Below are 11,354 nucleotides of genomic sequence, written 5' to 3' on the forward strand. Positions count from 1 at the left end.
CGGGGGGGGTTTTGTCTGACATAACTGCAGGGCCCCCCCCCCCCCGCCCCCCGCCCCCGCCCCTGTCCTCGTGCGGGCCGTTACTCGGCGAGGACGGCCTCGGCGTCGAGGGTCACCGCGACGGCCTGGATCACCGAAGCGATCTTGAAGGCCTCCTGGATCGTCCCGCGCTCGACACCGGCCTTGCGCAGCACCTGCTCGTGCGAGTCGAGGCACTGGCCACAGCCGTTGATCGCGGAGACCGCGAGCGACCACAGCTCGAAGTCGACCTTCTCCACGCCCGGGTTGCCGATGACGTTCATCCGCAGGCCCGCCCGCAGCGTGCCGTACTCCGGGTCGGAGAGCAGGTGGCGGGTGCGGTAGAAGACGTTGTTCATCGCCATGATCGCGGCGGCCGACTTGGCAGCCGTGTACGCCTCGGGCGACAGGGCCGCCTTCGCCTCGGGCTCCAGCTCACGCAGGACGCGCGGGGAGCGGGCGGCGATCGCGCAGGACAGGACCGTGCCCCACAGCTGCTGCTGCGTCAGGGTGTCCTGGTTGCCGATCACCGAGCCGAGGTTCAGCTTCAGGTCCTTGGCGAAGTCCGGTATGGCGGACTTGAGGGAGTCGAGGGACATCCGTCACTCACCGGCCAGCAGGGCGCCGGCGTCCAGGGTGTCCTCGCCCTTGTTCCAGTTGCAGGGGCACAGCTCGTCCGTCTGCAGGGCGTCGAGGACCCGCAGGACCTCCTTGGGGTTACGGCCGACGGAGCCGGCGGTCACCATCGAGAACTGGATCTCGTTGTTCGGGTCGACGATGAAGACGGCGCGCTGCGCGAAGCCGTCCGCACCCTGCACGCCGCAGGCCTGCATCAGCTCGTGCTTGGAGTCGGCCAGCATCGGGAAGGGCAGGTCACGCAGGTCGGCGTGGTCCTTGCGCCAGGCGTGGTGGACGAACTCGGAGTCGCCGGAGACGCCGAGGATCTGGGCGTCGCGGTCGGCGAACTCGTCGTTCAGCTTGCCGAAGGCGGCGATCTCGGTCGGGCACACGAAGGTGAAGTCCTTCGGCCAGAAGAACACCACGCGCCACTTGCCCTCGTAGGTCTTGTGGTCGATCTGCGCGAACTCCTTGCCGGCTTCCAGCGAGACGCAGGCGGTCAGATCGTACGTGGGGAACTTGTCACCGACAGTGAGCACGTGCTCTCCTTGCGAGAGAAAAGCGCCCTGATTGGGTGCTTTTCGAGGGGTTGGACGTGTCTCACATGCTGGCACAGCCAGCATTGATTGCGGAAATAGCTAGTCTTGTGGTGGGTGATCGGAGGTACCTATCAGTGGCTGTCGGTAATAGGGGAGCGAAGCAGGCGACGCTCGCACAACTGCGCGCGTTCGCCGCCGTCGCCGAACACCTGCACTTCCGGGACGCCGCCGCCGCCATCGGAATGAGCCAGCCCGCGCTCTCCGGCGCCGTCTCCGCCCTGGAGGAGGCCCTCGGTGTGCAGCTGCTGGAGCGCACCACCCGCAAGGTGCTGCTCTCCCCGGCCGGCGAGCGGATCGCCGTCCGGGCCGGGGCCGTCCTGGACGCCATGGGTGCCCTGCTGGAGGAGGCCGAGGCGGTGCGGGCCCCCTTCACCGGGGTCCTGCGGCTCGGGGTGATCCCCACGGTCGCCCCCTACCTGCTGCCGACCGTACTCGGCCTGTTCCACCGCCGCTATCCGGGCATGGACCTCCAGGTGCACGAGGAGCAGACGTCCTCGCTGCTGGAAGGGCTCGCCGCCGGCCGGCTCGACCTGCTCCTGCTCGCCGTGCCGCTCGGTGTCCCCGGCGTCACCGAACTCCCGCTGTTCGACGAGGACTTCGTCCTGCTCGCACCCCGCGAACACCCGCTCGCCGGGCGCCGGGACATCCCGCGCGAGGAACTGCGCGGCTTGCAGCTGCTGTTGCTGGACGAGGGCCACTGCCTGCGCGACCAGGCCCTGGACATCTGCCGGGAGGCCGGGCGCACCGACGGGGCCGACGTCACCACCACCGCCGCCGGGCTGTCCACCCTCGTCCAGCTGGTCGCGGGCGGGCTCGGCGTCACCCTGCTGCCGCGCACCGCGCTGCGGCTGGAGACCGCCCGCAACGAGTACCTGGCCACCGGGTACTTCGCCGAGCCCGCGCCCACCCGGCGGATCGCGCTCGCCATGCGGACCGGCACCGCCCGGCAGGAGGAGTTCCGGGCCATCGCGGGCGCGCTGCGCGAGGCCGTACGCCCGCTCCCGGTGTGGCCCGCCGCGTAGGCGGACCACCGGGAACGGGCGCGCGTACGGCGCCGGCCGGCGCGCCGGTCACTCGGTGCGCAGGCCGTCCGGGCGCATCATGCGCAGCAGCGGAGGCAGGCTGAGCAGGGTCACCACGGCGACCACGCCCCCGCCGATGCCGGCCATCGCCGCGACCGAGGCCCAGTCGATCCGGACGGGCACGTTGGTCATCCGCATCAGCACCGCGCCGAGCGCGAGGCCGCCCGCGGTGGCCAGGGCCAGGCCGAGCAGGACCGGCAGGGCCGTCTGCCACAGCACCGACAGGCTCAGCGTCGAGCGCTTGGTGCCGAAGGCGACCAGGGCGGCCAGCAGCTTCCGGCGCTCGCGCAGCTGCTCCAGCTGGGAGACCAGCAGGCTGGTGCCGATCAGGACGAGCACCAGGGTGGCGCCGATGAACAGGCCCCTGCGGATGGAGCCGAACTCCGGGGCCGTCCGGGTCGACTGGAGGGTCATGGCGGTGGCCAGCGGGTCCGCCTTGTAGGCCGCCGTCCGGGCCAGCTCCAGCGCGTCCGGCGTGCCCGGGTCCAGCGTGACGTACACCTGGGCGGAGCCGTAGCGGTGCACCTTCGGGGCGGCGGCCGGGGTGACCAGCAGGCCGCTGCGCAGATGGCCGGCCGGATCCTTGCGGGCCTGCGCCGGGCGGATGGAGGCGGGCACGGTCCAGACGGTGGGCGCCGGGCCGTCGGAGCGGTCGTGGATGTTCCCGGTGAACAGCTTCTCGCCCGGGGTCGCGGTGGCGCTCTCGCCCCGCATGGTGGCGCCGCCCGTCAGGACGAAGGCGTCGCCGTCCCGGCAGGAGGGCAGCTCGGCGACCTCGCCGAGGGCCGCGCACGTACCGATGGTGAGCACGACCGTGTCCGACTCCACGTCCGCGAGGTCGCGGACGCCCGAGGTCGAGGCCAGCGGAACCGTCTTGGCGATGCCCCGGGTGCCGGCCACCGCCTTGCCGAGGGCGTCGACCCGGTCCTCGGTGCCGATGCGGGTGAGGATCGACAGCGAGGCCCGGCTCGGGTCCTGGCCGGTCTCCTCGGAGTAGTCGCGCTCGACGCCCGCGAAGAGCATCTGCAGGGCGATGGCCCCGGCGACCGCGACGGCGATGCCGCCGACCAGCCGGGCGGCGGTGCCGCTCGTGAGCTGCAGCCGGCGCAGGGCCAGCTGCCAGGAGACCGGTCCGGCCCCGCCGAGCAGGCCGACGGTCCGCTCCAGCAGCCAGGGCAGCAGGGCGGTGATGCCGACGAGGAGCAGCACCACGCCGGCGGACACCTGCCACTGGTTGAACCGGCCGGATTCGTTGCCGCGGCCCATCAGCGGGACCAGCAGGCCGAGTCCGGCCGGCGGCAGCAGCAGCCGCCACCAGATGCGGCGCCGGACCGGGGCGGCCGAGCGCACCACGCCCAGCGGCTCGATGACCGCGTTGCGCAGCGCGAACAAGGTCACGAGGACGGCCGCGGCCGGCACGGCGACCGCGACGATCAGGGCCAGCGGCCAGGCCGGGGCGAGGTCCTCGGGGAAGAGGCTGCGGCCCTGGATGCTGACGTACGGGGTGAGCCGGCGGGCCGCCAGGAAGAACCCGGCGCCCAGGAGCAGGCCGGTCAGCGAGCCGGCGAGCGCCTCCCCGGCCGCGATCCGGCGGGTCATCCGGCCGTCCGCGCCGACCAGGCGCAGGGCGGCCAGCCGCTGGTCGCGGCGGTCTCCGCCGAAGCGGACGGCGGCCGCGACGAACACGGCCACCGGCACCAGCAGGGCGGTGAACATGACCAGCACCAGCAGGGCCAGGACCGGGTCGAGGGGCGGGGATTCGAGGGTGTTCTCGAAGGCGGTGATCCGCTGGACGTACGAGCTGTCCGCCTCCTCGGACAGCCGGTCGGTGCCCTTGTAGTAGTAGAGCTCGCCCGGTCCGACGAGGCCGGCGTCGCCGATGACGGCCGTGATCCTCCCGTCGAGGCGCTCGCGCAGCAGCTGGCCCTCGTCGCTCTTGAGCAGCCGGTCGAGGGCGGGGGAGACGGCCAGCTCGCCGGGGCCCGGGTACTTCTCCAGCCCGGGCGCGAGCGGAGCGTCGGGGCCCTCGGGCTGGACCAGGCGCCCGTCCACGTCGTGGGAGCGGTAGGTCATGTTCCCGTGAGCGATCAGCAGGGTGTCCCGTCCCGGCCGGTCGGCGGTGTGGGAGGTGATCGTCTCGCGGGTGTCGCCGCGCGCGTCGCGGGCGGCCATCGCGCCGGGCACGGCGGTGGTGCCCAGCAGCAGGGCGACGCCGAGGCCGACGCCCACGCCGGTCAGGAGGGTGCGCACCCAGCCCTCGCGGCCGCCGGCCACGGCGAAGCGGACGCCCATGGCCAGGTCGCGGGCCCAGGTCCGGAGCATGCTCATACGATCCGCTCCATGTCGCGGGACCTGCCGTCGCGGACCACGATCTCGCGGTCGGAGTACGCGGCCACCCGGGTCTCGTGCGTGACGAGGACGACGGCGGTGTTGGCGGCCCGGGCGGACTCGGTCAGCAGCTGCATCACCAGCTCGCCGCTGAGGGAGTCGAGGGCGCCGGTGGGCTCGTCGGCGAAGATCACCCGCGGGCCGGTGACCAGGGAGCGGGCCACCGCCACGCGCTGGCCCTGGCCGCCGCTGACCTCGCCGGGGCGCTTGCGGGCCAGGTCGTCGACCTGGAGCTGCTCCATCCAGTGCAGGGCGGTCCGCTCGGCCTCCTTGCGCTTGACCCCGTTCAGCCGCAGCGGCAGGGCGACGTTCTCCACGCAGGTCAGCTCGGGCACGAGACGGCCGAACTGGAAGACGAAGCCGAACTCGCCGCGGCGCAGGGCGCTGCGCTCGGTGTCGTTCATGGCGGTCAGCTCGCGGCCCGCGTAGGTGATGGTGCCGGAGTCGGGTACGACGATCCCGGCCAGGCAGTGCAGCAGGGTCGACTTGCCGGAGCCGGAAGGCCCCATGACGGCGACGACCTCGCCGGGGTGGATGGAGAAGTCGGCCCCGTCCAGGGCGTACGTGCTCCCGTACGCCTTGCGGAGGCCGGTGGCGGACAGCAGGGTGCCGGCCGGGGTCATCCGCGGACCTCCTCGGCGAGCTGGGCGAGGCGGGCGGCGGTGAGCTCCAGCCACCGCAGGTCGGCCTCCAGGTGGAACAGGGCGTGGTCGCAGACGAGCTGGTCGGCGAGGTCCCCCTTGCGCTTGCGCTGGGTCAGGACGCGCATGAGCCGCAGGTGTTCGGCGCGCTGGGTGTCCAGCAGCTCGGTGGCGCTGCGGCCGGTGAGGAGGGCGAGGACGACCTTGGTGTAGAGGGTCGACTGGAGGTAGGGCTCGGCCTTCTCGGGCTGCGCGAGCCAGGCGGAGACGTCGGTGACGCCGGCGTCGGTGATCGCGTACCGCTTGCGTTCGGGCCCGCCGCCGGCCTCGATCCCGTCGACCTCGACGAGGCCGTTCTTCAGGAGGCGGGACATGGTCGAGTAGACCTGCCCGTAGGCCAGGGGGCGGTCGTGGCCGAACTTCTCGTCGAAGGCGCGCTTGAGGTCGTAGCCGTGCCGGGGGCCGGCCTCCAGGAGGCCGAGGAGCGTGTGACCGATGGACATGGCGGCGACTATACACGCGATGTATACCTGCCGTGTATACACGCGGTGCAGAGTGGGGCCGCAGGTCCTGCGACGCACCGCCGGCCCGCCCTGCGGCCATTCGTAGGGACTTGGGGGCTGGCGGCGGCGGCTCGGGGCGACGTCCGGGGGCGGCTGGCAGTTTGTGGGTATTGGTCCCGTTTTTCGAAAGGCGCGCCATGCACGCACCTCCCGCGGACACCCCCGCACTCCCACCGCAGCAGTCCGTCACCCCGGCCCGGACGGACGGACGGCCGACACCGGCCGCCCCGCCCGCCGAGCGGTCCGCACCCCCGTGGTGGATGTGGGCCGCGGTCTCGGGGCTCTTCCTCGTCTACGCGACGCTGTCCCTGCGCACCCACGAGCGGCTGCTCTCGCACAGCTTCGACCTGGCGATCTTCGAACAGGCGGTCCGTTCCTACGCGGAGGGGCACCTGCCGGTCTCCGAGGTCAAGGGGCCGGGCTTCCCTCTGCTCGGCGACCACTTCTCCCCGGTGCTGGCCCTGCTGGCCCCGCTGTACTGGATCTGGCCCTCGGCCCGCACCCTGCTGCTGGCGCAGGCCGCCCTCGTCGCGGTGAGCGCGCTGCCGCTGATGCGGTGGGCGCACCGGGCACTGGGCACCGCCGCGGCCGTGGTGATCGGCCTCGCCTACGGGCTCTCCTGGGGCCTCGCGAGCGGGATCGGCTTCGACTTCCACGAATGGGCCTTCGCCGTCCCCCTGCTGGCGTGCTCACTGGCCGCGCTGGGCCAGGGACGGCTGCGGGCCGCCGTGTGGTGGGCGCTGCCGCTGCTGCTGGTCAAGGAGGACATGGGGCTCACCGTGGCCGCGATCGGCCTGCTGGCGGCCTGGCGCGCCGGCAAGGGCGGGCGCCGGCTCGGGATCGCCGCCGCCGTGGCCGGGGTGGTGTGGATGGCCCTCGCGATGCTGGTGGTGCTGCCGGCGCTCAACCCGAGCGGCTCGTACTTCTACGCGGGCTTCCTGGGCGGCGGCGGGGACGGCGCCGGCAGCGGCCTCGGGTCGTTGCTGCACAAGGCCACCATCGGGCTCGTCACACCCGAGACCAAGGTGGCGACGCTGGTGATGCTGCTGGCGCCGACCCTGTTCCTGGCCCTGCGCTCGCCGCTGGTCCTGGTCGCGGCGCCGACCCTGCTGTGGCGGGGGGTCTCCGACTACGCGTCCCACTGGGGGACCGGCTTCCACTACTCCCTCACCCTGATGCCGATCCTCTTCGCGGCCTTCGTCGAGGCCCTGCACCGGCGCGGCACCACCGCGGCGGGACTGCGCCGCTACCTGCTCGGCGCGGCCGGGGTGTGCCTCCTGATGCTGCCGAGCCACGCGCTGGGGCAGCTGCTCCAGCCGCCCTTCTGGAAGACCGACCCCCGGGTCGCGGTCGCGCACCGCGTGATGGACCGGATCCCGGACGGCGCCACCGTCCAGGCATCCGACTACCTCGTGCCGCACCTGGTCCACCGGACCAGCGTCAGCCTGTTCGGCTGGGCCGACAGCCGGCCCGACCCCGAATGGATCGTGCTGGACACCCGGATCGCGGCCGAACTGCGCTGGCCGCTGAACCCCATCGACGAGTCCATCGCCCTCGCCGAAGCCAGGGGCCGCGGCTACCGCACCGTGGCCGAGGAGTCCGGCTTCCTCCTGCTCAGCCGCACCCGCTGACCCCGGGCCGGCTCCTCAGGGGCCCGGGCCCGACCGGGGCCGGCCGCGCGGCGGGATCGGGGCCGCCCCGCCCGGGAGCCGGCCGGTCTCGGCCAGGGCCCGCCGCAGCAGGAACTCGATCTGGGCGTTGGCGCTGCGCAGTTCCTCGCCCGCCCAGCGCGCGAGGGCCTCGTACACCTGCGGGTCGAGCCGCAGCAGCACCTGCTTGCGCGCCTGCCGCCCGGCGCGCGCGGCCCGCCTCGGCTCGGGCTCGCGCTCCGGGTCCTCCGCCCCACCGGAAGGGCTCACTGGTAGAGGGTGCCCGTGTTGACGACGGGCTGGGCCGCGCGGTCCCCGCAGAGGACCACCATCAGGTTGGAGACCATGGCGGCCTTGCGCTCGGGGTCCAGCTCCACGATGTCCTCCTCCTGCAAGCGGGTCAGGGCCAGTTCCACCATGCCGACCGCCCCTTCGACGATCTGCTTGCGGGCCGCCACGACCGCACCCGCCTGCTGGCGCTGGAGCATCGCGGAGGCGATCTCCGGAGCGTACGCGAGATGCGTGAAGCGGGACTCGATGATCTCGACGCCGGCCGCCTCCACCCGGACGGCGAGCTCCAGGGCCAGCTTCTCGGTGATCTCCTCGGCGTTGCCGCGCAGCGACAGGCCGCCCTCGTCGTGGGCGTCGTAGGGGTACTCGATCGCGATGTGCCGGACCGCCGCCTCGGCCTGGGTCTCCACGAACTCGGCGAAGTCCTCCACCTCGAAGGTGGCGCGCGCGGTGTCCGCCACCCGCCACACCACGACCGCGGCCAGCTCGATCGGGTTGCCGTAGGCGTCGTTGACCTTCAGGACGGCCGTCTCGTGGTTGCGCACGCGGGTGGAGATCTTCTCCCGCGAGGTGAACGGATTGACCCAGCGCAGGCCGTCGGTGCGGATGGTCCCGCGGTAGCGGCCGAAGAGCTGCACCACCCGCGCCTCGCCCGGCGCCACCGTGTTCAGCCCGCTCATCGCCAGCAGCGAGAGGATCGCCAGCGCCACCCCTGGAACGATCATGCCGAGGTGCCGGGTCCCGGATTCGCCGCCGGCGCCGAAGACGATCAGCAGGACCCCGGCCGCGGCCCCCAACAGCCCGCCCAGGAGGGCCAGTCCACCGCCCACGCTGCGCGCCGGGAACTCCCGTACGCCCGCCGCAGCACCTGTCGTGTCTGTCATGGCATGCCCCCGTTTCAGTGGGTCCGCTCGATCGGACGCCCTAGCAAAGTGATATCACTTTTCGGGGTCACCGCAACCCTTGGGGGTGTACGTGCGTCGGTTCCGTTGATGTGGGTGCTGATTCTCACGTCCGAATTGAACGGTTTTGTTCATGATTGGCAAATCTTTGCCACAACCCTGCGGTGTTAGCTTTTTCAGCTGACGTCGGGGGGAATTCGAGCGGAGCGGGAGCGATGGGCCGAGCAGAAGCGCGTAAAGCGCAGCAGCAGCGCAGCGCGCGGCGGTCGCCGCGCGGGCGTGCCAGCGGGAAGGGTCAGGCCGGCAAGCGCACCGGCATACGCCGCTTCTTCACCTGGAAGACGATCCTCGGGACGCTCTTCGGGATGATGCTGCTCGGCATGGCCGCGCTCGTCGGCCTGTACTTCTACGTGGACGCGCCGAACCCGAACGCCACGGCGACCGCGCAGAGCAACACCTACAAGTACTCCGACGGCACGGTCATGGCCCGCGTCGGCGAGATGAACCGCGAGATCGTCCCGATCGAGAAGGTCCCGAAGGAGATCCAGACGGCGTTCATCGCCATCGAGAACAAGTCCTTCTACGAGGACCGGGGCGTCGACTTCATGGGCGTGGCCCGCGGCCTCGTCCGCACGGCCACCGGCAAGGGCGCCGCGGGCGGTTCGACGATCACCCAGCAGTACGTCAAGAACTTCTACCTGACGCAGGACCAGACCGCCACGCGCAAGCTCAAGGAGCTGGTGATCTCCCTCAAGGTCGACCAGAAGATGACCAAGGACGAGATCCTCGCGGGCTACCTGAACACCAGCTACTTCGGGCGCGGCGCGTACGGCATCCAGGCCGCCGCGCAGGCCTACTACGGCGTCGACGTCGAGAAGCTGACGCTGGAACAGGGCGCCTACCTCGCCGCCGTCCTCCAGGCCCCCAGCGAATACGACTGGGCCACCGCCAGCCAGAAGGGCAAGGAACTCGTCACCATCCGCTTCAACGGCGTCTTCCAGAACATGGTGGAGATGGGTGCGCTCGACGAGGCCAAGCGCCAGACCCTGAAGTTCCAGGAGCCGAAGCAGCCCAAGCCCGCCCCGGGCCTCGAGGGCCAGAAGGGCTACCTGAAGCAGGCCGCCGACGCCGAACTGCGCCGACAGACCGGCATGACCGCGGCCGAACTCCAGGCGGGCGGCTGGGAGATCCAGCTCAACATCGACCCCAAGAAGCAGGCGGCGCTGGAGAAGGCCGTCCAGGACGAGCTGGAGTCCAAGCTCGACCGCAAGGGCCGGCCCGTCGACGCCGCCGTGCAGGCCGGCGCCACCTCCGTCGACCCCAAGACCGGCGCCATCGTCGCCATGTACGGCGGCACCGGCCTGAACGACCACTGGGCGAGCAACGCCCTGCGCACCGACTTCCAGCCGGGCTCGACGTTCAAGCCGGTCGTGCTGGCCTCCGCCCTGGAGAACGACGAGGTCACCCAGGACAAGAAGCCGATCACACCGAACGCGCTGTACGACGGCACCAGCAAGCGCCAGGTCGTCGGCAGCAAGATCCCGTTCAACCCGCAGAACCAGGACGACAAGGACTACGGCACCCCGCTGATGACGGTGCAGGAGGCCACCAACTTCTCGGTGAACTCCGTGTACGCCCAGATGATCGTCGACGTGGGTCCGCCGGCAGCGAAGAAGACGGCCATCGAGCTCGGCATGAAGGACCGCAACGGCTGGCCCGAGGACAAGCCGGCCATGTCGCTCGGCACCATGAGCGCCAACACCGTCGAAATGGCCGCCGTCTACGCCACCCTCGACAACCACGGCAAGAAGGTCACCCCCTCGATCATCAAGACCGCCGAACACGCCGAGCGCGAGTTCAAGAAGGTCGAGGCCGTCGGCGGCCAGGCCATCAGCCGCGAGACCGCCGACACCGTGACCAAGGTCCTCACCGGCGTCGTCAACGAGGGCTCCGGCAAGGCCGTGCGGAGCTCCGCGTACGAGGCCGCCGGCAAGACCGGTACCACCGAGTCCAACGTGGCCGCCTGGTTCACCGCGTACACGCCCGAACTCGTGACCGTCGTCGCGATGTTCGGTGAGGAGCCGGGAACGGGCAAGCAGACCACCCTGACCGGTACCGCGGGCGGCGGACGCGCCGGCGGCTCCAGCTTCCCGGCGGAGATCTGGAAGGCGTACACGCTGGCCGCGCTCAAGGGCGTGAGCACGGCGAAGTTCGACCTGTCCGAGGCGGACATGGGCCCCGTCCAGACCCCGCCGCGCAGCACCACCCCGTCGGCCTCCGCGAGCACGACCAGCCCGTCGCCGAGCTCCAGCCAGATCTCGCCCAGCCCGGACCCGAGCAAGGTCTCGCCGAACCCGGATCCGAGCAAGAGCAGCGGCAAGCCGGACCCGACCAAGAGCGGTTCGACGAAGCCAGACCCGACCAAGAGCGGCGCGACCCCGCCCATACAGCCTCCGTTCCCCCACCAGAACCAGTAGGCCCCGGCCGTACGGGCCACGAACGAGGACCCCGCCCCCCCCCCCCCCCCGGCCCCGGGCGGCGGGCGCTTAGTTTGGGGGGGGGCGTGCTCGCGGGGGCCCCCGCGCGGGCGGTGGGGGCCCGCG

At 71.9% G+C, this 11,354-nt stretch carries 10 protein-coding genes; 3 read left to right on the forward strand and 7 right to left on the reverse strand.

Annotation, left to right across the window (positions count from 1 at the left end; translation table 11 throughout):
* Positions 1-80 precede the first annotated feature (80 nt).
* The gene (locus ACFVGY_RS19540; protein ID WP_385678748.1) at positions 81-617 is read right to left on the reverse strand and encodes an alkyl hydroperoxide reductase; all 537 of its coding nucleotides are present in this window, start codon (positions 615-617) and stop codon (positions 81-83) included.
* A gap of 3 nt (positions 618-620) precedes the next feature.
* A complete protein-coding gene (locus tag ACFVGY_RS19545) occupies positions 621-1,175 on the reverse strand; it encodes a peroxiredoxin (protein WP_360640180.1) in 555 nt (184 codons plus the stop codon).
* Between the two features lie 134 nt (positions 1,176-1,309).
* Here ACFVGY_RS19545 and ACFVGY_RS19550 point away from each other — a divergent pair, with 134 nt between their 5' ends.
* The gene (locus tag ACFVGY_RS19550) at positions 1,310-2,257 is read left to right on the forward strand and encodes a hydrogen peroxide-inducible genes activator (protein ID WP_385678752.1); all 948 of its coding nucleotides are present in this window, start codon (positions 1,310-1,312) and stop codon (positions 2,255-2,257) included.
* Between the two features lie 48 nt (positions 2,258-2,305).
* On the opposite strand, the gene ACFVGY_RS19555 is transcribed toward ACFVGY_RS19550, so the two are convergent.
* The 3 genes from ACFVGY_RS19555 to ACFVGY_RS19565 are packed head-to-tail and all read right to left on the reverse strand — an operon-like array spanning position 2,306 to position 5,849.
* On the reverse strand, positions 2,306-4,645 hold the full coding sequence (locus ACFVGY_RS19555) for an FtsX-like permease family protein (protein WP_385678754.1): 2,340 nt from the start codon (positions 4,643-4,645) through the stop codon (positions 2,306-2,308).
* The gene (locus tag ACFVGY_RS19560; RefSeq protein ID WP_385678757.1) at positions 4,642-5,328 is read right to left on the reverse strand and encodes an ABC transporter ATP-binding protein; all 687 of its coding nucleotides are present in this window, start codon (positions 5,326-5,328) and stop codon (positions 4,642-4,644) included. Before ACFVGY_RS19560 ends, ACFVGY_RS19555 begins: the two co-directional genes overlap by 4 nt.
* Complete coding sequence (locus tag ACFVGY_RS19565) at positions 5,325-5,849, reverse strand: PadR family transcriptional regulator (protein ID WP_385678760.1); 525 nt, start codon at positions 5,847-5,849, stop codon at positions 5,325-5,327. Before ACFVGY_RS19565 ends, ACFVGY_RS19560 begins: the two co-directional genes overlap by 4 nt.
* A 197-nt stretch (positions 5,850-6,046) precedes the next feature.
* On the opposite strand from ACFVGY_RS19565, the gene ACFVGY_RS19570 reads away from it, so the two are divergent.
* Positions 6,047-7,540: a DUF2079 domain-containing protein gene (locus ACFVGY_RS19570; protein ID WP_385678762.1), complete on the forward strand. Its 1,494-nt coding sequence runs from the start codon at positions 6,047-6,049 to the stop codon at positions 7,538-7,540.
* A 15-nt stretch (positions 7,541-7,555) separates the two neighbouring features.
* Here ACFVGY_RS19570 and ACFVGY_RS19575 read toward each other — a convergent pair whose 3' ends face one another.
* Both ACFVGY_RS19575 and ACFVGY_RS19580 read right to left on the reverse strand, forming a co-directional pair.
* On the reverse strand, positions 7,556-7,828 hold the full coding sequence (locus ACFVGY_RS19575) for a hypothetical protein (RefSeq protein ID WP_385678765.1): 273 nt from the start codon (positions 7,826-7,828) through the stop codon (positions 7,556-7,558).
* Positions 7,825-8,733, reverse strand: coding sequence for an SPFH domain-containing protein (locus tag ACFVGY_RS19580; RefSeq protein WP_385678767.1), 909 nt, complete (start codon positions 8,731-8,733; stop codon positions 7,825-7,827). Before ACFVGY_RS19580 ends, ACFVGY_RS19575 begins: the two co-directional genes overlap by 4 nt.
* Before the next feature lie 233 nt (positions 8,734-8,966).
* Between ACFVGY_RS19580 and ACFVGY_RS19585 the strand changes: the two genes are divergently transcribed.
* On the forward strand, positions 8,967-11,228 hold the full coding sequence (locus tag ACFVGY_RS19585; RefSeq protein ID WP_385678770.1) for a transglycosylase domain-containing protein: 2,262 nt from the start codon (positions 8,967-8,969) through the stop codon (positions 11,226-11,228).
* Positions 11,229-11,354: the final 126 nt, after the last annotated feature.

It is taken from the genome of Streptomyces sp. NPDC127106 (assembly GCF_042677605.1).
Taxonomy (GTDB): domain Bacteria; phylum Actinomycetota; class Actinomycetes; order Streptomycetales; family Streptomycetaceae; genus Streptomyces.

Coding starts and splice junctions, on each gene's coding strand:
- ACFVGY_RS19540 (WP_385678748.1), bottom strand. CDS start 617: ATGTCCCTCGACTCCCTCAAGTCCGCCATACCGGACTTCGCCAAGGAC.
- ACFVGY_RS19555 (WP_385678754.1), bottom strand. CDS start 4,645: ATGAGCATGCTCCGGACCTGGGCCCGCGACCTGGCCATGGGCGTCCGC.
- ACFVGY_RS19560 (WP_385678757.1), bottom strand. CDS start 5,328: ATGACCCCGGCCGGCACCCTGCTGTCCGCCACCGGCCTCCGCAAGGCG.
- ACFVGY_RS19565 (WP_385678760.1), bottom strand. CDS start 5,849: ATGTCCATCGGTCACACGCTCCTCGGCCTCCTGGAGGCCGGCCCCCGG.
- ACFVGY_RS19570 (WP_385678762.1), top strand. CDS start 6,047: ATGCACGCACCTCCCGCGGACACCCCCGCACTCCCACCGCAGCAGTCC.
- ACFVGY_RS19580 (WP_385678767.1), bottom strand. CDS start 8,733: ATGACAGACACGACAGGTGCTGCGGCGGGCGTACGGGAGTTCCCGGCG.
- ACFVGY_RS19585 (WP_385678770.1), top strand. CDS start 8,967: ATGGGCCGAGCAGAAGCGCGTAAAGCGCAGCAGCAGCGCAGCGCGCGG.